The organism is Bacillus mycoides (assembly GCF_001757995.1).
GTDB classification, from domain to species: Bacteria; Bacillota; Bacilli; order Bacillales; family Bacillaceae_G; genus Bacillus_A; species Bacillus_A mycoides_B.
In genome coordinates this window covers 291,184-315,019 of the sequence record NZ_LXLV01000019.1, presented here as the reverse complement: position 1 = coordinate 315,019, position 23,836 = coordinate 291,184, and the positions used below count along the sequence as shown (strand labels likewise).

The following is a 23,836-nucleotide window of genomic DNA, read 5'->3' as shown; positions in this document are numbered from 1 at the left end:
TCTAATATTCCGAATAAAACTTCAAGTATATATTTTATTTTTCTTTATTTTCTAACAAATGTATTGACATTAAAAACAGATAGGTGTAAATTGCACTTATAAGCAAAAAATTCCATCTAACTGATTCATGAGGTGATGCACAATCATGCTACATAATGAACCAGAACACCCAGAAAGTTTGGAAAAAAACCAAGCGAAACAACCAAACTCCATGCCAAAAAACTTCTTAGTTCCTTTCTTACTTCTCTGTCTAAAAGACTGGAGTCTTCATGGTTACAAACTTATTCAAATGCTAATGGACATCGGCTTTTCTTCTGTTGACCAAGGTAATGTGTATAGGACACTACGCAAATTAGAAAAAGAAAATCTTATTTCTTCTACTTGGGATACAAGCGAAGGCGGGCCAGCGAAACGAATTTATTCTTTAACAGAATATGGAGAGCAATATTTAACAACATGTGCGACTTCTTTTGAACATTATCAAAATATGTTGCGGACGTTTTTCACGTTATACACCAATGCATTCTTTCCATTTTCTACTTCTCCAGAAAAGGATGAAAAGGATTCTTCATCTTCACCTGGTGGTACAGCAGAGTAATCTGCGTTCACAATATGCAAAAAAACATTTGGAGGTCAAACAATGGAAACTAAGCCATACGAATTAGTCGATGCATTTTGGAAAAACTGGTCTCAATCTCTTTCCCTCTTCTCTTCAGCTGGGAAACAATTAGAGCAACTTACTTTAGAAACGTTAAAACAACAACAAGACGCTTTGCATAAATTAACATCAGGAGTAGATGAACTAGAAAAAGAACTACACCAATTCACTGCTCAGTTCAATAACCAATATACAGACTATGTGAAGCAATTAACTGGAAACTCCTTAAATGATCAAATTAACGAATGGCAAGAAAAGTGGAATGAGCTTTCTAATCAAATGCACCAACTTACTGTTTCGCCTACGAAAACATCTTTGTCTATTCTTACTCAAACTAGCGGCCAATTTGAAGAAACAACAAAACACTTTATCGAACAACAACAGTCGCAACGTGAAGAGGTTCAAAAACAGTTAGAAGTTTTTTTGGGAGAGTTCAAGTCCAAACAACTAGAACTCGCAAAGCAGTTCGAGGCAAACTCAAAAAATCTATTTACTTCCATCAAGTAAGAAAAATGTGGCAACTAACTGCAGCACAAACAAAACTCTTTCTTCCTCCTACTACATCAAGATGGCTTACATTTTTCGATATGGAAAAGAAGGAGGACAAAATGAATCCATTTCAAGAAGCACAAACTGTTCCAGAGCTTCGTTACGATGAGATTCAAGTCGGTGATCAAGCATCACTTACAAAAAAAATTACGGATGAGGACGTTATCAATTTTGCAAAATTGACTGGAGATGTAAATCCTATTCACATTCTAGACTCTTTCGCAAAAACGACAATGTTCAAAGAACGTATTGCCCATGGCATGCTCGTTTCAAGTTTTATTTCTACCATTCTTGGAACGAAACTCCCCGGCAAAAATACGATTTATTTATCACAAAACGTTTCATTCCGTGCTCCTGTCAAAATCGGTGATACACTTCGCGTTGTGGCAGAAGTTATTAAAAAACGGGACGATAAAAAAATTATTACACTGCAAACGAACATATATAATCAATCTGATGATATTGTCGTGGAAGGTACAGCGACAATACTGAAAAAAGAGTAGCAAATTTGCTACTCTTTTTTCTATCCAAGAACTTCTAATCACACCGTTTACTTCCGTGTATGAGTACGTCGTTTACACATAAAATAACGTTACCAGATAGCACTTAGCTAAACTGGATTACTCTTTAAGGATGTGTATCAACATGGTGAAAACAAACAAATTACTAGTTCCGGGTGCAGAGCAAGCACTTGAACAATTCAAATATGAAATCGCACAAGAATTCGGTGTAAGCTTAGGATCTAATACAGCATCTCGTTCTAACGGATCAGTTGGCGGTGAAGTAACGAAACGTCTTGTTGCTTTAGCTCAACAACAATTACGCGGATAACTATATAACCTATGGCTTAGAGGCAGATATTCTCTGCCTCTTTCTTTTTTAACATACATAATAGTGCTTCTTCACATACTAGTAAGAGCAAATCGAAAGGAACGATATGTAAAATGAAACGGATTAACATTAGCATGAGTCCTCCCCGTGTTCTTACTTTGTCTTTTATTATGTTATCAATTATCGGTACATGCCTATTGAAATTGCCAATTGCTACAACAACGTCTATTTCATGGCTCGATGCCTTATTTACAACGGTTTCTGCTTGTACGGTTACAGGGCTTGGTGTTGTGGACACTGGTAAAGTATTTACCTTATTTGGCCAATGTGTCATTTTAACACTTATACAAGTTGGCGGGCTTGGCATTATGAGCTTTGCTGTTTTAATCGCAATTATGCTCGGCAGAAAAATTGGTCTTCAAAACAGAATTTTATTACAACAAGCATTAAACCAAACAAATGTCGGCGGAATCATTCGTCTTGCAAAAGCATTATTTTTATTTTCTTTTACTGTAGAATGTATTGCCACTTTATTTCTCTCCTTTGAATGGGTACCAAAATACGGGATTGCCAAAGGGATATATTACAGCTTTTTTCATTCTATCTCAGCCTTTAACAATGCTGGGTTTTCTGTGTGGAGCGATAATTTAATGTCGCACTCCCATAGCATTCTCGTCAATCTCGTTATTTCTTCCCTCATTATTTTAGGTGGGATTGGTTTTACGGTTATCGTAGATATAAAAAGAAAGAAAAACTTTAAAAACCTTACTTTGCACTCAAAACTTATGCTCTCTTCTACTCTTATCGTCAATATTATTGCTACAGTTTTTATTTTCATATTCGAGTTTCATAATTCAATTTCTATGAGAGATTTTACACCATTTGAAGAAGGTATGGCTGCTTATTTTCAAGCGATTTCGACGCGCACTGCCGGGTTTAATACTGTTGATATCTCTGCATTATCAAAACCTTCTCTTTTATTAATGATGCTTCTTATGTTTATCGGTGCTGGTAGTGCTTCTACTGGTGGTGGGATTAAGTTAACAACTTTTTTAATTATGTTTTTAGGCGTATTTAAATTTTTACAAGAACAAGATGATATAGTAGTGTTTAAAAAATCTATTAAAGATACACTCATTGTCAAATCATTAACGATTACTATTATTTCAATTTCGTTTATTTTTCTTTCCATTTTAATTTTAAGCATCACTGAGCGAGTTCCTTTATTAATGAGTGCTTTTGAAGTATTTTCAGCATTTGGAACTGTCGGCCTTAGCATGAATTTGACGCCACACTTAACAATCATCGGCAAAACAATTATTATCTTTATGATGTTTTTTGGAAAGATGGGGCCTTTAACATTAGCCTTTTCATTTGCACGTAAAAAACAAAGAAAAATAAAATATCCAAACGAAGATATTTTAACAGGTTGACAACCGTATAAATTATCCATATAATGAGAATACAATAGCATATCTCCAAAGGGGAGTAGCGTCCAAGAACTATTTCTTGGAAACAAAGTCGTCATTACGTAGAACTTAGTTCTTCCGGCTTTGTTGGCATTTTCATTACATATGTCTAGCAAGACCTTTGCCTATCAACGGCAGAGGTCTTTTTTGTTTTCAAATTTCTTCCACCGTTGATGCGCAGGAGTATGGAGAAACTAAGCAGTGGGGAACTTCTTCACTTGTTTAGTCTTTATAGAAATGAGAGGAGAATGTACATGGATGTATCATTATTATTGGAGTATGGTTGGGTATTACTCATCCTAATTGCACTAGAGGGGATTTTAGCGGCTGATAACGCTCTCGTTCTCGCAATCATGGTAAAACATTTACCAGAAGAAAAACGAAAGAAAGCACTATTTTATGGATTAGCAGGAGCGTTCGTTTTCCGCTTCGGATCACTATTTATGATTTCGTTCCTAGTCGATGTATGGCAAGTGCAAGCAATTGGTGCCATTTATCTTATGTTTATCGCGGGGAATCACTTATTTAAAACGTATGTTAAAAAGAATTCACATGAAGAAACAGAAGAAAAAGAAGCAAAGAAAAAACAAGAGAACTTTTGGTGGACTGTATTTAAAGTCGAAGTTGCCGATATCGCCTTCGCTGTTGATTCAATTTTAGCTGCTGTTGCATTAGCAGTAACTTTACCGAAAACAGGATTAGGTACGATTGGTAGTCTTGATACAGGTCAATTTATCGTTATCTTTACAGGTGGACTTATCGGATTAGTTATAATGCGATTTGCAGCAACTGCATTCGTACAAATATTAAAACGTAAACCAGGACTTGAAACTGCAGCATTTTTAATTGTAGGTTGGGTTGGTGTGAAATTAGCAGTTTATACGCTAGCACACCCTGCTTTAAATGTCCTTCCGCATTCATTCCCAGAATCTACTCCATGGAAGCTTACATTCTGGATTGTATTAATCGGAATCGCAGTTGGCGGTTGGTTCTTCTCGAAAGAAGTAGAAGTAAAAGTAGAAAAGAATTTAGACGAAAAAGCGCTGTAAGTACAGCGCTTTTTCTTTTTTCTCGTTTCAATCCCCTCTCTATTTTTAGAAAAAATTCCATTATACTACCTTTTGTAAACGCTTCCTTCATGGATGTATGTCCTTTTTGTGAAACATTGCACAAACTTATTGAAACTATGAACAAATCCATGTACCTTATTCATATAAGGAGTATTTATAGACGATGTACTAAAGGAGCGTATTACTCATGCTAGAACAAGGATTAGATTACGTTGTAAAACTGGCTAAGAGCAAAAAGCAAATGCTAGATATAAATCCAATGCAATATTTCATTCGTGCTGCACTTGCGGGCATTTATATCGGTTTTATTATTGTACTGTGTTTTAAATTAGGTAACTTTTTTCATATTGCAGATTCACCAGCAACATATTTAGCTTCCTCCATGTTTTTCGGAATTGCTCTCGTACTTATTATATATGGCGGCGCTGAATTATTTACTGGCAATACAATGTACTTCACAGTGGCAACTTTAAGAAAAGAAACAACTATTTCTGATACACTTCGTAACTGGGTTGCTTGTTATGCAGGGAACTTAGCTGGTGCTTTATTCTTTGCCTTACTATTTTACGCAACTGGAATTTTCGAAGCAATTGATCACGGGCATTTAATGAATAAAGTCGTTGACGGAAAGATGAATACACCTACAATGCAATTATTCTTTAAAGCGATTTTATGTAACTGGCTCGTATGTCTTGCCTGCTTCTTACCTTCTCAAGTAAAAGGTGATACAGCCAAAATACTAATGATGATGATGCTCGTTTTCACATTCTTCTTATCTGGCTATGAGCATAGCATTGCAAACTTATCATTGTTTGCCTTATCTTTAGTTTCACCACATCCTGATACAATTACTTTCGCTGGGGCTATTCATAACTTAATTCCAGTTACAATCGGTAACATTATTGGCGGATCCGTATTTGTCGGTATGGTATATCATTACTTAACAAAGAAAGCACCTGATGTTAAACAAGAGGAAACTGAATTAGTTGCAGCTCAACAAGAAGAAATCATTCCTTTACAAGCACATATGAAACATTAAAAACTCCAAAGTTTCACTTTGGAGTTTTTAGCTCCCTATATATTTAACGACAATATGAGGATCAATTTCTCCTTGCACTTTCCCCTTCTCAATTCTCTGTTTCATCTGATGCATACCGATGACATCATTTGTATGAAGGTGAATTTCATTAACATATAGACCTTCTGTACAAAAGGCTTCTACAAAATCTAATCCATTCTTTTGCCTCCATCCCATGTTAAAATCAAGAGAGAGGATGTTTACCTTATTACTCCGAACAAATTGTAATGCAGATTCTACTGTAGTTGCCAAAACATATCCATACGGACAACCTCTTTGATCATCCATATATACATTCATTTTCTATCTCCTCTCTATTTTGCATATGTGACCAACACATAACATATTGCCCCAAGGCTAATAAAAGGTCCAAACGGAATTGGAGTTTTTATTTTTATACGTTTTAACGCTATACCTATTCCGAAAAAACAAAGGCTAAAGCAAGATGCTAAAAATAAAGTTATAAAAACCCCTTTCACTCCCACTATAAATCCAAGTAACGAAAGTAATTTTACATCACCTCCGCCAAGACCATCTGGATAAATCCTTTGCATGCAATATAACAAAATGAACATAGTTCCACTACCAGCTAAACTATCTATCCAAGTAACTAACGGTACAAAAATACATTCTAAAATAAGCAAAAGCGCAAACCAAATTAAAATACGATTAGGTATTAGCATATATACTAAATCTGTAACTGAGATAATAAGAAGTAAAGAAAAGAGCGATAAAATGATGATGAGCTCTCGTTCTATTCCAATTACATATACAGTAAGAAAAAATAAACTACCTGTAACTAATTCAAATACTATGTACAAACTTGAGATTTTTCTTTTACAACTTGTACAACGCCCTTTTTGTATACAAAATGAAATGATTGGAATAAGTTCTTTCGGCTGTAACGTATACTTGCAGTAATGACAGTACGAACGCGGTGTAATAATAGATTCCCCTACTGGAACTCTCATCGCAATCACCATAAAAAAAGAACCAAACACCATACCCATTAACAATGCATATAAATAAGTGAACATCCCTTCCTCTCCTTTCCAAAAGAACATAGCAAAAAAAGGAGAGAACTTCTACTTCATATTATCTTTATTCTATTAAAAAAGCAGGCCGTTTTCCGGCCTGCTTTCCCCTATTTTATACGATGAAATATACTGCTTTTAATGGTCCGTGTACTCCGACAACAAGATTCATTTCAATATCTGCAGAGTTACTTGGTCCTGTTATAAAGTTAATACAAGATGCGACTGCTTCACCTTTTTCCACACGAGAGTTCATATGTTGAACTGCTTGTGTAATGCGAGGTACAAGTGTTTCACGTGGAATAATAGCAAAATATACAGTCGGTAAAAAGTGTAAAGAACGACCTTGTCCTTTATGACTTTGTACAACAATCGTACCAGATTCAGCTAATGTATAATCACTAAATGCAATTCCGATATTCGCTTTTTCTGCTATACGCATATTCTCTTCTTTTTTCTCAGGATCCCATACATTTACTTCAACATTTTGCTTCGGAAGCTCTTCTTTAAATAAAGAAGTCAATCCATATGAATCAAAACGTTCATCTGCTGATAATATAATAGGTCCTCCGCCGTTTTCAACGATTACTTTTTGAATATCTTCACGTAAGCGGTCGTTTGTCGTTTCCACAACAGTTGTATGAATGTTTGTACATTGATTTTTAAATACTTCTAACAATTCTTCTTGTGAATAATCTTTTAACGTTTCTACATTCACATTACTTTTCCATGCTGGACGTTCTACGCCTTCTGTTTTACGCGCGCGCCCAAGTTCTTTTGCGATATTATCTAGAAAGGACTCACGGTTTTGAATTAATCCTGTCATTATTTGTCCCCGCCTTTCTTATGATCTTTATACCAATCACGGAATCGTTCTTTACTTGGAGCCGGGAATTCACGAATATCCGTCCAATTTTTAAGTGGGCCAACACCTTTTGATACACGGTTACCAGATGTAAATGGACTCATTGCTGCCGGTGCCATTTTTGATCCCATTTTATATAAAGCTGCTGAAGAAGCACCCATACTAAACATTTTCATTGCTAATTTTTCTGCAAGTGGGGCACGTCCTTCTTGCTCAACGATAACTTGGCGATGCTTTAATAATAAATCATGCAATGGAATCTTTACTGGACAAGCTTCTGTACATGCTCCGCATAAACTAGATGCATACGGAAGCTCTTTGTAATCGTCATACCCACCTAAAAGTGGTGTTAACACTGCACCAATTGGTCCTGAATAAATAGATCCATACGAATGTCCACCAACGTGACGATATACAGGACATACGTTAACACAAGCAGCACAACGAATACATTGCAATACTGAACGGAATTCTGATCCAAGAATTTGAGAGCGGCCATTATCAACAACGACTAAATGAAACTCTTCTGGTCCATCTACCTCTTCCTCTTGAATTGGTCCTGCTACTGTTACATAACTTGTTAATTTTTGACCTACTGCACTACGACATAGTAAACCAACTAAAACATCTAATTCTTCCATTGTCGGCACCATACGTTCCATACCCATTACTGCAATTTGAGTTTTCGGAATCGACATAACAAGATCGGCATTACCTTCGTTCGTTACTAAACAAAGAGAGCCAGTATTTGCAACAGCGAAGTTACAACCTGTCACACCAATTTCTGCATCCATAAATTTTTCACGAAGTTGTTTACGAACAAACTTTGTCATTTCGTATGGATCATCAGAATTTTCATATCCAAGTTTTTCTTTAAATACATCGCGAATTTGCGTTCTGTTTTTATGAAGTGCAGGCGCAATAATATGTGATGGTGGATCGTTATCTACTTGCAAGATATACTCTCCTAAGTCACTCTCTAACACTTCACACCCAATCTCTTCAAGGGCATGATTCATACTAATTTCTTCAGTTACCATTGATTTTGATTTTACGACTTTCTTCGCTTGTTTCTTTTTTGCAACGTCTTGAATATACTTTGCTGCATCCTCTTTCGTTTTCGCAAAGTAAACGTGACCGCCTCTTTTTGATACATTTTCACTTAACTGCATTAAATAATAATCAAGATTTTCTAACGTATGTTGACGAATTTGTTCACCTAGTTCACGCCACTCTTCCCAGTTTCCCAACTCTTCAGCTGCTTTTAATCGATTTGTATATAAACGTGTTTGTGCAGAAGATACTGCTCCGCGCATAAACGAATCTTGAATTCCATCGCCAACGCGATCATTAAATTTTTTCTCACTGATTTTCATAGACATAGCTTATGTTCCCCCTTCATGAGCGACTATTCAAGACCTCAGCAATATGCATTACTTTTACTTCTTTTCCTAAACGCTCAATACGTCCGCCAATGTTTAACAAACACCCACAATCTGCACCGATTAAATAATCCGCACCTGTTTCCATTACACTATCTACTTTTTCATCTACCATTTGCTCAGAAATTGGAGTCATCTTAACTGAAAACGTTCCCCCAAACCCACAACAATTTTGCACGTTTGGTAGTTCTCTCACAGTTAATCCTTTTACGTTTGATAATAAAATTCCTGGTGCCTCTTTTACTCCAAGCAGGCGTGTCATATGACAAGATTTATGAATAGTAGCTATCCCTGGTAAACTTGCACCAACATCTGTAACTTTTAAAACATCTACAATAAATTGTGTAAATTCATATGTTTTATCAGCAACCTTTTGTGCACGTTTAGCCCACTTCGGATCATCTTTAAAAACATGCGGATACTCATGAAACATTGTCGCACAAGAGCCAGATGGCGTAACGATATATTCTGCATCTTCGAAAGTTTCAATCATATGTTTCATCGCTTCTTTTGCAGCTTCTACATGGCCGCTATTATAAGCAGGCTGACCACAACAAACTTGTGCTTCTGGAAATTCAATTTCACAACCTAAACGCTCCAATACTTCAACTGTTGCTTTGCCGACGTTTGTTTCAAACATATCGACTAAACAAGTAACAAATAAAGTAACTTTCATAACTATAATTCCCCCTCATTACAACTTCGCCAACAATCGTATGGTCATCAGATGACTAAGATTAGAAGAAGTAGGCTCAACCATGGCCTATCCTCTCCCTCTTCCAAAGAAAACGTTTACTTAATCTCTCTCTATTTTATCAGAAAATTAGAATTTTAAAAGATTAAATTACGAATTTATATCGCTTTTACCTGTGACAATATGTTCTACATTTGTTAAATGATTTAGCATCGCTTGCTGCGCTAATTCCACATCTTGCTTTAACACCGCATTATATATAGATTGATGCTCTTCTAAAAGTCGTTCTGATGTTGTTTGTTCACCATATAAAATAATGCGTCTTGATTCACCAATCGTTTCAGCAATCATCTCTGAAACATGATTCATGAGCTCAAGCAAGATGTTATTATGCGAAGATTCTGCAATTCCCATATGGAACTGAAAGTCTGCTTTTTCGCCAGCCTTCTCATCTCCAATGCTCTTTGCCATTTCATCTAACCAATGCTTCATATTTTGCAAATTAGCTTCCGTACGTTTTGCCGCTGCCGCTCGAACTGCCCCCACTTCGAGCACCTTCCGTACTTCTAATAAATTCAAAATATCCTCTTTCTTCATTAATAACTTGTTATTTAGTGATTTCGTTAATGAAGAAGGATCGAAATTCCTTACATATGTACCTTCTCCTTGTTTCATTTCAATTAAGCCCATTGCTCTTAGCGCACTTAGCGCTTCACGAACTGCAGATCTGCCAACTTGAAACTGCTCAGCTAATTGATGAACAGGAAGTAGTTTGTCACCAGGTTTTAACGTACCATTTTTAATCATTGTTAAAATAGCTTCAGATACTTCTTCGTAAATTTTTTTCGGTTTAATAGATTTGTACTCCAGTTAAATCACCTCAGTATCTTCCAAACAACAATTGTAACGTTTTATAAGAACTTAGCATCCATAACCATTTTAGAACGAATTAGTAAGAAGTACAAATGTTTTGTTCATGAAATAGTCAAACTTTTGATATTTGTTGGATATTAATTAATACATTTACGCGTAACTATTTACCTTCAATATAAAGTGAATCTTTAATCAGTGGGGCTTTTGTCCATCCCCCGCTGATTATTAGCCCACACCAATCGGGCATTTAGGGACTTATCTCCCACCTAACTTCCTCGCATTCGCCGAATTTTGAGGTGGGAGTCTTACTGCCCACAAATAGCGGGATAAAGAGCATATTCCAAAAGTTAGAATATGCTCTCCTCATCTTGTGCTTTTAATTTAATAATAACTGTCGTTCCCTTACCTTTTTCACTTTCTATTCTCCACTCACCATCATGTATATGAACAATTTGCCTTACAATCGCAAGGCCTAAACCTGTTCCACCGTGTTGACGACTTCTCGCTTTATCTACTCGGTAAAAGCGTTCCCCGAGATTTTCTAAATGCTCTCTATCAATACCTATTCCTGTATCTTTTATGTGCAATTCACAATAATCATCGATTTGCTTTAATGTTATTATGATATCCCCGTTTTGATTTGTATAACGTATCGCATTATCTAACACATTATGAAGTACTTGTTGCATACGATCCTCATCAATCATTACGATAATTTCAGGATTTAAATCCGTTGAAATACGAAGTTTTTTTTCTATAAACTGTAATTCGTATGTATCTAGTACATCTTCAATAAGCTGTGAAAAAACGATAGGTTGTTTCTTTAGAGGAAAGTGTTCACCTTCTAGCTGCGCTAAATCTAATAAATCATGAACGAGGCGCTGCATACGACCTGCTTCTTTATGGATGAGTTGCGTTACTTTTTCCTGCTGCGGCCCTTTCGCTACACCGTCTAAAATAGCTTCACTATATCCTTTAATATAACTAAGCGGTGTTCTAAGTTCATGTGAAACATTAGCTAAAAATTCCTTACGCTTTACATCTTCTGTTTCTAAAGAATTTGCCATTTTATTAAAAGCTTTTCCCAATCGTCCTATTTCATCTTCTGAAGAAATTGTAATCCGCTCTGAGAAATCTCCAGTGGCCAAATGATTTGCAACTCGTTCCATTTGCGAAAGCGGTCTCGTAATAGCAATAATAATTTTTCTACCAATCCATATTGTAATTAAAATCATTGCAAGTGCTAACGGCGCTAAAATAAGACCCATATCAAATATTAAGTCTTTTATACTTTTTAAAGGAATATAAGAGTATACAATACCAACTAATTTTTTATTATCTAAAACAGGGATGACAACACCCATAATATTACGATCAAAATGTTCTTCATACCCTATCTTTGTCACAGTTTCCCCATTTAATAGCGCCTGTCTATCCCCTTCACTTATAAGAGAATGATGGTGAACATCAAAAGGCAAACATGCGCTTAAATCACGCGGATTGTATACGAAAAGGACATCTGAACTAGATATTTGATCATATGCCCTTACTTTCTCTTCAAAAGTGGCTACTCCTTCGCTCTTATCATATTGCGTGGCAAGACGTTTCCCTTCCATTACTAATGAATCTTTTAAATTATCAACGTATAACTTTTCATATGAGTATAAAGATACAAAATAAAGAAAGGAAACTGTTACACATACTGCACATACTACTGTAAGCCAAAGCTTTTGTACCATCGTAAACATACGTTACACCTCAAATTTATAACCTACACCCCAAACGGTTTGAATGTAGTTTCCACTTTCTCCGAGCTTTAGACGCATCGTTTTCACATGCGTATCTACCGTTCTTGTACTTCCTGCATAATCATATCCCCACACCTTTTCAAGCAATTGTTCCCGGCTAAATACTTGTCCATTATGTTGGCAAAGAAAATATAGTAAATCGAACTCTTTTACCGTAAGAGGAATCGTCTCACCATTCGTCTCGATCCTCCTACTTTTTTCATTAATAAGAATCGGTCCAAATTGAATCTCTTCTTGCTGTTCTTGCTTTGTATATCGTCTTAAAACAGCTTCCATACGAGCAATTAGTTCCCCAGGACTAAATGGTTTTACAATATAATCATCTGCTCCCATACGTAAGCCGTTCACCCTATTCCACTCTTCACCTTTTGCTGTTAAAAATATAATAGGTACATCCGACGTTTTTCGAATCTCTTTACAAACTGAAAGCCCATCCATCTCTGGCATCATAATATCTAGTACAACGAAATCGTAATGATCCGTCTCTAATTTTCGAAGTGCCTCTTTTCCATTTTCAGCTTCTCCCCACTCGTATCCGAAGTTATCTAAGTACATTCCGACAAGTTGCCTCATATCACTTTCGTCATCTACGACTAGCACGTTATATTTACTCATTGTCCTTCCCCTTCTCTCTCTATGAGTTGAAACGGTCCTTTGCCAACTTTAATTGTTTGTTTTATTTTCATATTCTTCATATCCATTACGCATACTTCATCGCTATCATAACTAGCTACGTATCCTTCTGCTCCGCTTTTTAAAAATGCAAATGGGTTCGATCCTACTTCTGCAACCCCTACCTCTTTATACGTACTTGCATCAAATTTTCTAAGCGTATTCGAACCGTGACTTAGCGCATATACATACTTATCATCCTTTGTTATATTCACAGGCATAAACGGAGCATGTAAAGAACGCATCATCTCTCCGCTCTGTAAAGAATACACTAATACTTTCTCATTCACTTGACTTCCATCACCATGTCCACCAATCCATATTTCTTTCCCATCAGCGCTAACCGTCGCTCCTGTTGATGCTGGCGGAATCATAAAGGACTGTATCACTTCTTTTTTCTTTGTATCAATGGTCGTTAGTTTCGTATCATAAAAGTTTAGTACAGATAACTGGTTATGAAGCTCTACCATCGTTATCGGTCCTTTTCCTGTTGAAACACTCCCTGTCTCTTTTCCTTTTATCGTAAAGAACCTTACCTTTTGAGTATTTTGATCAGCAGCAAATAATTGTTTTTTATCTTCTGATACGACCACATTTACAATGCCTTTTCCGGTTTTATATTTTTCCACTTGCTTTCCTTCTGCTAGTGAATATACATACATATATTCTAACTGCTTGCCGTATACAAGTATTTCCTCGTTATTTGGAAGTAGTGCAATTCCTGCCATCGGTTCATTGAGTTCCCATGTCGCGATTAACTTTTTAGCTTTTTTATCAATAAAACTAATACTACCTTCTTTTATATTCGTTGTTATAATAACACTTTTATCTTTAGCAATCGGTGTATATGAACTTCCTTGACACCCTACTAATAGAAATAAAAAACAGAGAAGAAGAACATACTTTCTCAAAAGATTCCCTCCATCTTCGGATGATTTCGTTATAATTGTAAAATAACAAATAAATGTGTGGAAAGTGTGAAATCTTCCTTTCTTATTCAACTTACATATATAATGTACAACAAATAGAATTTGAGGTGTGCAAATTATGCTTTTTCCTGATTTAGCGAATAAAATTGTACGTGAAGTACGCAGATTAATTACTGAAAACATTATTATTATTAATATACAAGGCGTTATTATCGCAAGTACAGATGCGGAAAGAATCGGTCACTTTCATGAAAGTGCACTCCGCTGTGCGAAACAAAAGAAAACTGTCATTATTACAAAAGATGATGAACGACGACTGCAGGGTGTAAAAGCTGGGATGAATCTTCCTTTACTATTCCATGACGAAGTAATCGGCGTGATTGGAATTACAGGAGAACCTGAAAATATTTCACAATACGGAGAAATATTACGTAAGATGACCGAATTATTAATTCATGAAAACTACTTTTTAGAACAACTAGAACTTGAGCACCGTTCTTATGAAGCATTTGTCTTTGATTGGCTTCAAAATACAGACTGGTCTCCAAGTTTTCTCGATCGTGCAAAAACGCTTGGCATTGATTTACATAAGAAGAAACAACTTATTTTGTTCTCTATCGATCAAAATGACACGATGCTTCAGCGTAAAATTTGGCAACATATACGCAATACATTAACAAAGGAACATCTATTTGTTCGCTGGGGAAATGATCGATTTATTTTATTTACAGCGATGAGCTCCAAAGAGCAAACTTACCAATTTCTAAAACGGTTAAAACAAGACTGTGAAACTTTATTTTCTATCCCTTTATACATCGGGATTGGACAAACCGTTACTCCAAGTAATATGAACATATCGTATGAACAAGCATTACGCGCTCTTTCTGTATCACTTGAAACGAAAAACATTGTATTTAATGAAGATTTACGTTTAGAAATGTGCTTACAAGATATTTCTATGGAAACTCGTGAACAGTTTTTAGAGCGCACCATCGAAAACTTAGTATCATCTCCTGAGCTTATGCACACTTTACGCTTATTTATCGATTATAACCAATCTTATAAACAGACAGCTATGCAATTACATATACACATTAACACATTGCATTACAGACTAAAAAAGATTGAAGAACATACAGGACTTGATCCGAAACAATTCAAAGATTTAAATGTTTTATACTTCGCACTCCTCTTATTAGATAATCATACAAAAAAGAACGATAAAACAAATTAATCTTCAGATGATTACACATAGAAAGAATCCCCCAACTTTTTTATCATTATAATGAAAGCACTGTTACAACGTTTTTATTATGACTAAACACGTTAACAGTTTGAGGGGGATTTCTAATGTTAGAAAAGCAAATTATTGATTCATTCGTATCCATTGTTGGCGAAGATAATGTAGATACATCCAATATGGGGCGTTTAACTTATAGTTATGATGCCACTCCAAACTTCCAAGCAATGCCTGATGCAGTCATTGCTCCTCGTAATACTAATGAAGTAGCTGAGGTGTTAAAAGTATGTAACACTCACAAAATCCCTGTGTATGTTCGCGGATCTGGAACAAATCTTTGCGCAGGAACATGTCCATTTGAAGGCGGTATCGTTCTTATTTTCCGCCATATGAACAACATTTTAGAAATTGACGAAGAGAATTTAACAATTACTGTACAAGCTGGTGTTATTACACTTGATATTATTAAAGCAGTAGAAGAAAAAGGTTTATTTTATCCACCAGATCCAAGCTCTATGAAAATTTCTACAATCGGCGGTAACATTAATGAAAACTCCGGCGGATTACGTGGTTTAAAATATGGCGTAACACGTGATTATGTAATGGGGCTTGAAATTGTCTTACCGAACGGCGATATCATTCGCACTGGTGGTAAATTAGCAAAAGATGTAGCTGGTTATGATTTAACTCGTTTATTTATTGGTTCTGAAGGAACACTTGGTGTTGTTACGGAAGCTATATTAAAACTTGTCCCTATGCCTGAAACAAAGAAAACGATGCTTGCGCTATATGAAGATATTAACGAAGCTGCTCGAGCTGTTTCTTCTATTATTGCAAATAAAATTATTCCGACGACACTTGAGTTTTTAGACCAACCAACAATTGAAGTTGTAGAAGAGTTTGCACAAATCGGTTTACCAACTGACGTCAAAGCAATTTTATTAATTGAACAAGATGGCCCGCCTGAGGTTGTCAATCGAGATATCGAAAAAATGGCTAACGTTTGCCGTGCTATGAATGCGGTCGATGTTCGCGTTGCAAAAGATGAAGCCGAAGCAGATGCGCTTCGTACAGCACGCCGTAGTGCACTATCAGCACTTGCAAGACTAAAACCGACAACAATATTAGAAGATGCAACTGTACCACGTTCACAAATCGCTCCAATGGTTGAAGCAATTAATGCAATTGCAAAGAAATATAATATTCCTATTTGTACTTTTGGTCATGCTGGTGATGGCAATTTGCACCCAACTTGTATGACAGATGCCCGTAATGAAGAAGAAATGCATCGTGCTGAACAAGCTTTTGCTGAAATATTTGCGAAAGCGATTGAGCTTGGTGGTACGATTACTGGTGAACATGGTGTTGGCGCAATGAAAGCTCCGTATTTAGAAATGAAATTAGGTAAAGAAGGTATTGCTGCTATGCAAGGGATTAAACAAGCCTTCGATCCAAACAACATTATGAATCCTGGAAAGATGTTCGCGAAAGACTCTCGTAAAAGAGTGGTGGTTGAGCGATGACCACATTAAATAAAGAAAACATTCAAAAGGAATTTAAAGAACGATTAAGTGAAGATGAACTACTAAACTGTATGCGATGCGGCTTTTGTTTACCAACTTGCCCTACTTACATTCAATCTGGGTATAAAGAATCACATTCCCCACGCGGACGTATCGCCTTAATGAAAGCGGTCGTTGATGGTTTAATTGAGCCGGATGAAGAAGTTGAAGATACATTAAATGTTTGCCTTGGCTGCCGTGCTTGTGAAACTGTTTGTCCGTCTGGTGTGAATTATGGACATTTATTAGAAGAAGCTCGTGATATTATTAATCAAAATAAAAAGTTCTCAATGCCCGTGAGAGCTGTTCGTAAAGTCGTTTTTGAAGGACTATTCCCGCATCAAAACCGAATGAGAACATTAACAGGACTAATCGGATTTTACCAGCGTTCTGGTTTACAAACGCTAACACATAAAACAGGTATTATGAAGTTATTCCCTGAAACACTTGCAACGATGGATCTCGTTTTGCCAAAAGCCCCTAAAATGAAAGCAATGAAAGATCGTCCTGAATTTTTACCTGCCGAGGTGGAAAAGAAGAAACAAGTTGCATTCTTCACAGGTTGTTTAATGGATACGATGTTTTTAGAAACAAATAACGCAACGATGAAACTTCTTCAGTTAGCTGGTTGTGATATCGTTATTCCGAAAACACAAAGTTGCTGCGGGGCATTACATGGGCATGCTGGTGAAAAGAGTGGAGCAAAAGAATTAGCAAAACGAAATATAAAAGCATTCGAAGATTTAAACATCGACTATATTATTACGAATGCAGGTGGTTGCGGAGCTTATCTCGTAGATTATGATTATTTATTAAAAGATGATCCTAAGTGGGCAAAGCGAGCAAAGCAGTTTGTTTCTAAAATTAAAGATATTACTGCTATACTAGTAGAATTAAATTTCCATAAACGAACTGATTTACGACTCACGCCACAAATTATTACGTATCAAGACTCTTGTCATTTACGTAATGTTATGCGAACATCTTCTGAGCCTCGTATGTTACTAGAGGCCATCCAAGGTGCAACATATCGCGAAATGAAAGATGCGGACCGTTGCTGTGGTTCTGCTGGTATTTATAATATTGTCCATTCGGAGTTATCAATGGAATTTCTAGATTATAAAATGGAACGTGTGCATGAAACAGATGCTGCGACAATTGTTACTGCGAATCCTGGATGTCTATTACAAATGAAACTAGGTATTGAACGAGAAGATCTTTCTCATAAAATGAGAGGAATTCACATTGTAGATTTATTATTAGAAGCAATTGAAACCAACTCGTAACATACGTAATAATAGGAAAACGGCTATCTCCTTCGTCTATGTAAAGAGATAGCCGCTTTTTTGTCTGCTACAACATTAAAAATATGTTACTTTATTATAAAAAAGAACAACAGAAACATTACAGTTTTGTAAAAAACAATCCATTATATTCCTCAAAAAAACGCTCAAACCATTGATACAATAGGATTCTTTATTTTCCATTTAGGTAACTTTATCCAAAAACCCTCTCTTAAAACCAAGTATAAAAATACTAAAAATTCCTTTTATACTCTATGTTTCTCTTATTTCTTCCCTTTCCTCCTCTTAGGATAAATTAGGTAAATTTAAAGTCTATGAATTTTTTTCCATCTTTTTTCTCGCAAATTGTATGCTACGATGGATTTGTCAGTCAGACAGGCTGTCAAAAACAAATCGTGTGAAAACAAATTAAAACTTTATATAGGGGGACACACATCATGAAAAAGCGTGTTTTATTATCTGTAGCTGCTGCAACAGCTCTTACTTTAGGAGTATCATCTTTAGATGCACAAGCTGCAACAGTACAACCATCTAACATAAAGGTTCAAAATATTCAGCATTCAAAAGTGATGATGCAACAAATGAGCCAACAAGAATTACAAGCATTCTTACAATCTATGGGAGTTGAATCATTAGCACAATGGAATCAAGGTCAATTCCAACAAGATTGCTTCATTCCTGGTCAACAGCCTACTGAAAATGTTGTAACTGAACAACCAACAGCTAAGCCAGAAGCTCAAAAGCCTGCTGAGGAAACTCAAAAACCAGCTGAACAAAAGCCTGCTGAAGAAGTTCAAAAACCAGAAGCTCAAAAACCTGCTGAAAATAACAATACTCAAACTGAAACACAAAAACCTGCTGAGCAAAAGCCTGCTGAAGAAGCAAAATCTTTAAGCGAATTCGAACAACGTGTTGTTGAATTAACAAACGCAGAGCGTACAAAACAAGGCTTATCAGCATTACAAATCGATACTGAATTAAGCAAAGTAGCACGCATTAAGTCTGAAGATATGCAAAAAAACAACTACTTTGATCATAACAGCCCTACATACGGGTCTCCGTTTGACATGATGAAGAAATTTGGTATTTCTTATAAATCTGCAGGTGAAAACATCGCCCAAGGACAACGTACTCCAGAAGAAGTTGTACAAGCTTGGATGAACAGTGCTGGACACCGTGCAAACATCTTAAATAGTGGCTTCACTCATATCGGTGTTGGCTATGTAGAAAGCGGCAACTACTGGACACAACAATTTATTACGAAGTAAATAGAAAAAGAGTCTTCTAGGAGAAGACTCTTTTTTTATGTTTCATAGCTTTCTAATATGTATGCGTATAAAATGTAGAACATAAACAAAATAGACCCGCAGCTTATTACACTAATTAACAAATAAAATCCCCACTTTAGGCTCAAAGGCAATGAAAATAATATGCTGCATGCCATCACTTGAAAGATTCGCCTACTAACTAAACGGATTTTTTGTAATTTGATCGTTTCTTTCTCTCTATCCTTCACCTTTTTAAACACTTTACTAAACATAAAAAGAAACATACTAATTCCAATCGTTAGTCCTGTCTGAAAGGATATAATACTTCCCAAATTAATAAAGAGAATTAGTATATGGACAAACATCATAAATAAAGTAATACTCTTTATAAATCCACTTATAGTGAAATGCTCTCCTTCATTAAACTTATATATATTATGTGAAATAACATATACTAATCCATGTAAAATAATAATAAGGACAGGGATAAATAATACGACACCTTGTTTACTCATAAACTCGTTCGCTCCACCATTCTCGTTCCAATGCACTGCCATACGAGTTGGTAAATATGGATAAATACATAGAGTAAGTAAAAGACAAGCGAAAAATATCCCTAGCATATATTTATATTTGACCAAGTAATTCTCACCTCTCTTTTCTCTTAACGGCTTCGCCTCTTTTAGAGAAATCCCTGCAAAAATCTACCTTTTTCAACTTTAAACTTACACTTTACCCATTTTCTCTTTCAAATTTTTTCATTGTATCGTTTAAATTTGTAGGGAAAGGTACATCAACCACGATCTCTTCTTTCGTAATCGGATGCAAAAAATTAATCTTCATCGCATGTAACGCTTGCCCGGACATATATTTTGTCTGCCCACCATATAATACATCCCCAACTAAGGGATTTCCATTATAGCTCATATGAACGCGAATTTGATGCGTTCTACCGGTTTCTAACTGTAACGTTACAAGCGTCGCATTTTGTTTTTTAAAATATTTCTCTACTTTATAATACGTTATAGCCTGGTCTCCCTTTGGAGAAACGCGGCGCCTTGTAGCATGATGTCGATCTCTTCCGATAGCTGCATCAATTGTCCCCTGCTTCTTTTTTACTTTTCCTTCAACAAGTGCTGTATACGTTCTTTTAATTTTCCGTTCCATTAATAAACGATCCATAATTGCACCCGCAATTCTATGTTTTGCGAATACAACACCACCTGTCGTATCTTTATCTAACCTATGGATATGCCGAACCTTCGTCTCTAAACCTTGCATTTGAAAATGAAAAGCAACAAGATTTGCAAGTGTTCCCGTCCCATTTTTTTCAGAAGGATGTGTATCCATTTGCCCCTGCTTATTTACAATGAGTACGTGATCGTCTTCAAACACTACATTTAATTCACCATATTCCGGCTCTACGCCGTACTCCTCCTCCATAAACATATGAACTTGTAACTTATCTCCTTCTTTTAAAAGTTCATTCCATCTTCTCTGTTCTCCGTTAACCGTAACACCTTTTTCCATACGAAGCTGATGTAATAACTTTTTTGGTACTTCCCATTCTACTTTTAACAACGACTCAATACTTATACCATTCCACGTCGCTGGAACCGTAATTTCGCACCATTCGCCCTTTTTCTTTGTTTCCATACTATAATCACCTTATTTCTATTGATTCTCTCATTGTAACGGAAAACATACTTTGATGCACCGTCAAAAATAGAGGACAATCTTATAATCGACTGTCCCCTCACGCTCTAAGTCTTTTCATCTCCTGCAACACTTCTTCAGCTTTTTGTTCATACAATAAATCTTTAAAGAAATCCGCCAATCGTTTATAGTCGTTGTACGTATCTAATAAGTCGTCTATTTTCTCTCTTTTCATAACTTGCTGCTTTTGCTTCATTTTTACTGGATATCGATACCCCGATACTTCTTGTATTTTGTAATACTCATCCTCTACTTGAATAACTTTTACAATTTCCTCTTCTTCCGCATCCATCGTATACCCGTCAAACTCTCTAAGCAGTTCATAAATAATATGAGTCCATTCATCTTTTGGATAAAACCCTTTTTCCAACCGATAACCGACAATGCGATACATATGCCCATCGTTTTCAGCAAACTGTACTGTATCATTTAGCTTAAACTTAAAATAACGAAACATTGCCTTCACCTACTTGTATGTAATGTTCTTATCACATACTATGCGCAAAATATAGGCCCTGCTATTCATAAAAAATACTCATCTTATAGATGAGTATTTTTTATGATGATTTTTCTCTTTTCTTTCGAAATGGTAGCCACCAGTTCCAATCCCCAAACAATTTCATTAAACTTGGTACGAGCATAAGACGGATAATTGTTGCATCAAGAAATATGGCTAATGCAACCCCAAGCCCCATCTGCTTTACTGGTAAAATATCAGTAAAAGCGAACGCACCGGTAACAACAATCATAATTAAAGCGGCGGACGTAATAATTCTACTTGTCGAAACAAGCCCTTCTAACGTTGCTTGATCGTTATCCCCTGTTTCCTCGTATAGCTCATGAATACGTGAAATAAGAAATACTTCATAATCCATGCTAAGCCCAAATACGAGGCCGAAAATAAAGATTGGTAATACAAATAAAACTGAACTCTCTTCTAATCCGAAATGACCACCTTCAAATAACCAAATAACGATTCCAATTGTTGCGCTTAAACTAAGTACGTTCATAATAATAGCTTTAATTGGAATGAGTATAGAGCGGAATGCGAATAATAAAATGACAAAGGTTGATCCAAATATAACAGACATACCAATTGCAACTTTATCTTTAATTTCATCTTCTAACTCTTGCTGGAACGTTGTCATACCGCCCAAATAATAAGTAACATCATTTTCTTTATAATTCTTTTTGAAATCTCGAACCCATTGTTTTGCAGTTTCTGTACTTGGCTTCGTATCCAAAAAGACTTCCATTGTTGTTTTATTCCCTTTCGTATACGCTTCAAATACAGGAGCTATTTTCGCAGCTTCTGGCGACTGCAATATTCCAGCAACTTGATCTGCTTTCATTCCATTTAGCCCGTCATATACACTTTTCACCTTATATACTTGCTTATCATCTTTTAACTTTTGAACAACAGCTTCTATCTTTTGTAAACTTTCTTTTTCTGTTATATCTTTCTTCGTCTCTACTACTAATGTAACATCAGCGTGTGTTTGGACAGTTTTATTAAAGGCTTCTTCATACTTCTCAAATGCAACTCTCGTATCACTCTTTTCAGGTAACGCTTCAACACCAGGAAACTGCAAGTTAGCTGTACGTAGCGGTAATAAACAAATAACAATAAATGTTGTAACAACAATAATCATGACGATTGGATGTTTCATTACAAACTGTGCAAATTTACGCCACACATTTGATGGCGTAGGCGCCGCCTGATTCTTTTTTAATATCCTTTTACCAATTAAAGATAATAGCGCCGGAAGAAGTGTGAGCGAAAACAAAATGCTCATAATAACGACAATCATCCCGCTAATAGCAACAGACTGAATATAATCTATCTTAAAGAAAAATAAGCCTGATAAACCGACGAATACACATAACCCTGAAAATACGATAGCACGCCCTGCCGTTTGATACGTAATCGCTATCGCTTCTTTCACTGTTCTCCTCGCAACTTCCTCTCGAAAACGATTTACAAATAACAGTGCGAAATCAATTGATAATGCGAGCCCAATCATCGGCGCAACATTTAACACGAAAATAGATAGCTCTTTATCACTACCTATAAAATATAAAATCCCCATCGTACTAATGACACTAAGCGCGCCATTTACAATCGGTAAAATAGACGCAATCAGACTACCAAATGAGAATAATAGTACGAGAAAAGCAATAGGTAATCCAATCATCTCTGCTACTTTTAAATCATTTTGCGTTCTTTCATTAATCTCTTGATTAATTTTCGGATATCCTGTCGGTGTTACTTTTAATACGCTATTACTTTCCTTCTCGATTTTCCCGGCAAATTGTAATGTCTTTTCCATTCGTTCTTTATTTGTTTTCCCGGAAAATAAAATCGTCGCATAACCGATATCATCTTGTAACATCTCTTTATTTTGCATTGGATGATGGAAAGATTCGTATGTTTCCTTCTCTTCAATTTGATTTATTATCCCCTCTATACTCTTTTGGAAATCCTCATGCGAAGTATTCTTTTCCTTCTCAAAAACGAGTAAAAGTGTATCTTGAGACTGCTTAAAATCTTTATCTAAAATTTCTTTCGTCTTTTGATAATCCCCTTCTGTTTGGAAACCATCACCGCCCAATACTCCTGGAAGTTTTGGAGCAAAAATACCGAGCGCTATCGCAAGTAGTAGTAATGCTACAATTACTGTATAACGAAATTGATACAAAAAAGTTCCTAACTTCCCCCACTTATCAATTTTATGTACATTTGTCTTCACACATTTTCACCTACTTTATATAAT

Annotated in this window: 24 protein-coding genes and 1 riboswitch; of the genes, 11 read left to right on the top strand and 13 right to left on the bottom strand. The window is 36.0% G+C overall.

What is annotated here, in order from left to right; genetic code table 11:
• Nucleotides 1-145 precede the first annotated feature (145 nt).
• The 7 genes from phaQ (at nt 146) to BWGOE10_RS06455 (ending at nt 5,616) form a co-directional block, all read left to right on the top strand.
• On the top strand, nt 146-598 hold the full coding sequence (phaQ, locus tag BWGOE10_RS06485; protein ID WP_000903018.1) for a poly-beta-hydroxybutyrate-responsive repressor: 453 nt from the start codon (nt 146-148) through the stop codon (nt 596-598).
• 42 nt (nt 599-640) lie between these two features.
• Complete coding sequence (phaP, locus tag BWGOE10_RS06480; protein ID WP_002149654.1) at nt 641-1,165, top strand: polyhydroxyalkanoic acid inclusion protein PhaP; 525 nt, start codon at nt 641-643, stop codon at nt 1,163-1,165.
• A 101-nt stretch (nt 1,166-1,266) separates the two neighbouring features.
• Entirely contained in the window at nt 1,267-1,710 is a 444-nt protein-coding gene (locus BWGOE10_RS06475) for a MaoC family dehydratase (RefSeq protein WP_001067911.1), read from the top strand.
• 142 nt (nt 1,711-1,852) lie between these two features.
• Nucleotides 1,853-2,038: an alpha/beta-type small acid-soluble spore protein gene (locus tag BWGOE10_RS06470; RefSeq protein ID WP_000241212.1), complete on the top strand. Its 186-nt coding sequence runs from the start codon at nt 1,853-1,855 to the stop codon at nt 2,036-2,038.
• A 113-nt stretch (nt 2,039-2,151) separates the two neighbouring features.
• Nucleotides 2,152-3,471, top strand: coding sequence for a TrkH family potassium uptake protein (locus BWGOE10_RS06465; RefSeq protein WP_070141388.1), 1,320 nt, complete (start codon nt 2,152-2,154; stop codon nt 3,469-3,471).
• A gap of 38 nt (nt 3,472-3,509) precedes the next feature.
• A riboswitch (yybP-ykoY riboswitch) is annotated at nt 3,510-3,682 on the top strand.
• Nucleotides 3,683-3,761: 79 nt separating this feature from the next.
• Nucleotides 3,762-4,556, top strand: a complete 795-nt coding sequence (locus BWGOE10_RS06460; protein WP_070141387.1) for a TerC family protein — start codon at nt 3,762-3,764, stop codon at nt 4,554-4,556.
• Between the two features lie 208 nt (nt 4,557-4,764).
• Nucleotides 4,765-5,616 carry a formate/nitrite transporter family protein gene (locus BWGOE10_RS06455; protein ID WP_070141386.1) on the top strand — a complete coding sequence of 284 codons (852 nt, stop codon included), beginning with the start codon at nt 4,765-4,767 and terminating at the stop codon, nt 5,614-5,616.
• A 27-nt stretch (nt 5,617-5,643) separates the two neighbouring features.
• On the opposite strand, the gene BWGOE10_RS06450 is transcribed toward BWGOE10_RS06455, so the two are convergent.
• From BWGOE10_RS06450 to BWGOE10_RS06410, 9 genes are all read right to left on the bottom strand, one after another.
• Nucleotides 5,644-5,955, bottom strand: coding sequence for a cyclic-phosphate processing receiver domain-containing protein (locus tag BWGOE10_RS06450; RefSeq protein WP_070141385.1), 312 nt, complete (start codon nt 5,953-5,955; stop codon nt 5,644-5,646).
• Between the two features lie 14 nt (nt 5,956-5,969).
• Nucleotides 5,970-6,692 carry a prepilin peptidase gene (locus BWGOE10_RS06445; protein WP_070141384.1) on the bottom strand — a complete coding sequence of 241 codons (723 nt, stop codon included), beginning with the start codon at nt 6,690-6,692 and terminating at the stop codon, nt 5,970-5,972.
• A gap of 112 nt (nt 6,693-6,804) precedes the next feature.
• Nucleotides 6,805-7,515: a LutC/YkgG family protein gene (locus BWGOE10_RS06440; protein ID WP_016104238.1), complete on the bottom strand. Its 711-nt coding sequence runs from the start codon at nt 7,513-7,515 to the stop codon at nt 6,805-6,807.
• Nucleotides 7,515-8,936, bottom strand: a complete 1,422-nt coding sequence (locus tag BWGOE10_RS06435; RefSeq protein WP_070141383.1) for a LutB/LldF family L-lactate oxidation iron-sulfur protein — start codon at nt 8,934-8,936, stop codon at nt 7,515-7,517. The genes BWGOE10_RS06440 and BWGOE10_RS06435 overlap by 1 nt, the downstream gene beginning before the upstream one ends.
• Nucleotides 8,937-8,952: 16 nt before the next feature.
• Complete coding sequence (locus tag BWGOE10_RS06430; RefSeq protein WP_000869145.1) at nt 8,953-9,672, bottom strand: (Fe-S)-binding protein; 720 nt, start codon at nt 9,670-9,672, stop codon at nt 8,953-8,955.
• 168 nt (nt 9,673-9,840) lie between these two features.
• On the bottom strand, nt 9,841-10,530 hold the full coding sequence (locus BWGOE10_RS06425) for a FadR/GntR family transcriptional regulator (RefSeq protein WP_256416076.1): 690 nt from the start codon (nt 10,528-10,530) through the stop codon (nt 9,841-9,843).
• Nucleotides 10,531-10,910: 380 nt separating this feature from the next.
• Entirely contained in the window at nt 10,911-12,311 is a 1,401-nt protein-coding gene (locus BWGOE10_RS06420) for a sensor histidine kinase (RefSeq protein WP_070141382.1), read from the bottom strand.
• Between the two features lie 3 nt (nt 12,312-12,314).
• Nucleotides 12,315-12,986, bottom strand: coding sequence for a response regulator transcription factor (locus BWGOE10_RS06415; RefSeq protein ID WP_070141381.1), 672 nt, complete (start codon nt 12,984-12,986; stop codon nt 12,315-12,317).
• Entirely contained in the window at nt 12,983-13,954 is a 972-nt protein-coding gene (locus tag BWGOE10_RS06410) for a YncE family protein (protein WP_070141380.1), read from the bottom strand. Before BWGOE10_RS06410 ends, BWGOE10_RS06415 begins: the two co-directional genes overlap by 4 nt.
• Nucleotides 13,955-14,090: 136 nt before the next feature.
• On the opposite strand from BWGOE10_RS06410, the gene BWGOE10_RS06405 reads away from it, so the two are divergent.
• From BWGOE10_RS06405 to BWGOE10_RS06390, 4 genes are all read left to right on the top strand, one after another.
• Nucleotides 14,091-15,206, top strand: coding sequence for a CdaR family transcriptional regulator (locus tag BWGOE10_RS06405; RefSeq protein ID WP_070141379.1), 1,116 nt, complete (start codon nt 14,091-14,093; stop codon nt 15,204-15,206).
• Nucleotides 15,207-15,322: 116 nt separating this feature from the next.
• Nucleotides 15,323-16,735 (top strand): glycolate oxidase subunit GlcD, encoded by a 1,413-nt coding sequence (gene glcD / locus BWGOE10_RS06400; protein WP_070141378.1) that lies wholly within the window; start codon nt 15,323-15,325, stop codon nt 16,733-16,735.
• Nucleotides 16,732-18,060: a (Fe-S)-binding protein gene (locus BWGOE10_RS06395; protein ID WP_070141377.1), complete on the top strand. Its 1,329-nt coding sequence runs from the start codon at nt 16,732-16,734 to the stop codon at nt 18,058-18,060. The genes glcD and BWGOE10_RS06395 overlap by 4 nt, the downstream gene beginning before the upstream one ends.
• Nucleotides 18,061-18,515: 455 nt before the next feature.
• The gene (locus BWGOE10_RS06390) at nt 18,516-19,346 is read left to right on the top strand and encodes a CAP domain-containing protein (RefSeq protein ID WP_070141376.1); all 831 of its coding nucleotides are present in this window, start codon (nt 18,516-18,518) and stop codon (nt 19,344-19,346) included.
• A gap of 35 nt (nt 19,347-19,381) precedes the next feature.
• On the opposite strand, the gene BWGOE10_RS06385 is transcribed toward BWGOE10_RS06390, so the two are convergent.
• From BWGOE10_RS06385 to BWGOE10_RS06370, 4 genes are all read right to left on the bottom strand, one after another.
• On the bottom strand, nt 19,382-19,987 hold the full coding sequence (locus BWGOE10_RS06385) for a DUF1648 domain-containing protein (RefSeq protein ID WP_070141375.1): 606 nt from the start codon (nt 19,985-19,987) through the stop codon (nt 19,382-19,384).
• A 91-nt stretch (nt 19,988-20,078) separates the two neighbouring features.
• A complete protein-coding gene (locus BWGOE10_RS06380; protein WP_070141374.1) occupies nt 20,079-21,002 on the bottom strand; it encodes an RluA family pseudouridine synthase in 924 nt (307 codons plus the stop codon).
• A 100-nt stretch (nt 21,003-21,102) separates the two neighbouring features.
• A complete protein-coding gene (locus tag BWGOE10_RS06375; protein WP_070141373.1) occupies nt 21,103-21,519 on the bottom strand; it encodes a histidinol dehydrogenase in 417 nt (138 codons plus the stop codon).
• A gap of 100 nt (nt 21,520-21,619) precedes the next feature.
• The gene (locus tag BWGOE10_RS06370; RefSeq protein WP_070141372.1) at nt 21,620-23,812 is read right to left on the bottom strand and encodes an MMPL family transporter; all 2,193 of its coding nucleotides are present in this window, start codon (nt 23,810-23,812) and stop codon (nt 21,620-21,622) included.
• Between the last annotated feature and the right edge of the window lie 24 nt (nt 23,813-23,836).

Coding starts and splice junctions, on each gene's coding strand:
- BWGOE10_RS06420 (WP_070141382.1), bottom strand. CDS start 12,311: ATGTTTACGATGGTACAAAAGCTTTGGCTTACAGTAGTATGTGCAGTA.
- BWGOE10_RS06415 (WP_070141381.1), bottom strand. CDS start 12,986: ATGAGTAAATATAACGTGCTAGTCGTAGATGACGAAAGTGATATGAGG.
- BWGOE10_RS06465 (WP_070141388.1), top strand. CDS start 2,152: ATGAAACGGATTAACATTAGCATGAGTCCTCCCCGTGTTCTTACTTTG.
- BWGOE10_RS06470 (WP_000241212.1), top strand. CDS start 1,853: ATGGTGAAAACAAACAAATTACTAGTTCCGGGTGCAGAGCAAGCACTT.
- BWGOE10_RS06475 (WP_001067911.1), top strand. CDS start 1,267: ATGAATCCATTTCAAGAAGCACAAACTGTTCCAGAGCTTCGTTACGAT.
- BWGOE10_RS06375 (WP_070141373.1), bottom strand. CDS start 21,519: ATGTTTCGTTATTTTAAGTTTAAGCTAAATGATACAGTACAGTTTGCT.
- BWGOE10_RS06460 (WP_070141387.1), top strand. CDS start 3,762: ATGGATGTATCATTATTATTGGAGTATGGTTGGGTATTACTCATCCTA.
- BWGOE10_RS06405 (WP_070141379.1), top strand. CDS start 14,091: ATGCTTTTTCCTGATTTAGCGAATAAAATTGTACGTGAAGTACGCAGA.
- BWGOE10_RS06455 (WP_070141386.1), top strand. CDS start 4,765: ATGCTAGAACAAGGATTAGATTACGTTGTAAAACTGGCTAAGAGCAAA.
- BWGOE10_RS06435 (WP_070141383.1), bottom strand. CDS start 8,936: ATGTCTATGAAAATCAGTGAGAAAAAATTTAATGATCGCGTTGGCGAT.
- BWGOE10_RS06380 (WP_070141374.1), bottom strand. CDS start 21,002: ATGGAAACAAAGAAAAAGGGCGAATGGTGCGAAATTACGGTTCCAGCG.
- phaQ (WP_000903018.1), top strand. CDS start 146: ATGCTACATAATGAACCAGAACACCCAGAAAGTTTGGAAAAAAACCAA.
- BWGOE10_RS06440 (WP_016104238.1), bottom strand. CDS start 7,515: ATGACAGGATTAATTCAAAACCGTGAGTCCTTTCTAGATAATATCGCA.
- BWGOE10_RS06390 (WP_070141376.1), top strand. CDS start 18,516: ATGAAAAAGCGTGTTTTATTATCTGTAGCTGCTGCAACAGCTCTTACT.
- BWGOE10_RS06445 (WP_070141384.1), bottom strand. CDS start 6,692: ATGTTCACTTATTTATATGCATTGTTAATGGGTATGGTGTTTGGTTCT.
- BWGOE10_RS06430 (WP_000869145.1), bottom strand. CDS start 9,672: ATGAAAGTTACTTTATTTGTTACTTGTTTAGTCGATATGTTTGAAACA.
- BWGOE10_RS06395 (WP_070141377.1), top strand. CDS start 16,732: ATGACCACATTAAATAAAGAAAACATTCAAAAGGAATTTAAAGAACGA.
- glcD (WP_070141378.1), top strand. CDS start 15,323: ATGTTAGAAAAGCAAATTATTGATTCATTCGTATCCATTGTTGGCGAA.
- phaP (WP_002149654.1), top strand. CDS start 641: ATGGAAACTAAGCCATACGAATTAGTCGATGCATTTTGGAAAAACTGG.
- BWGOE10_RS06450 (WP_070141385.1), bottom strand. CDS start 5,955: ATGAATGTATATATGGATGATCAAAGAGGTTGTCCGTATGGATATGTT.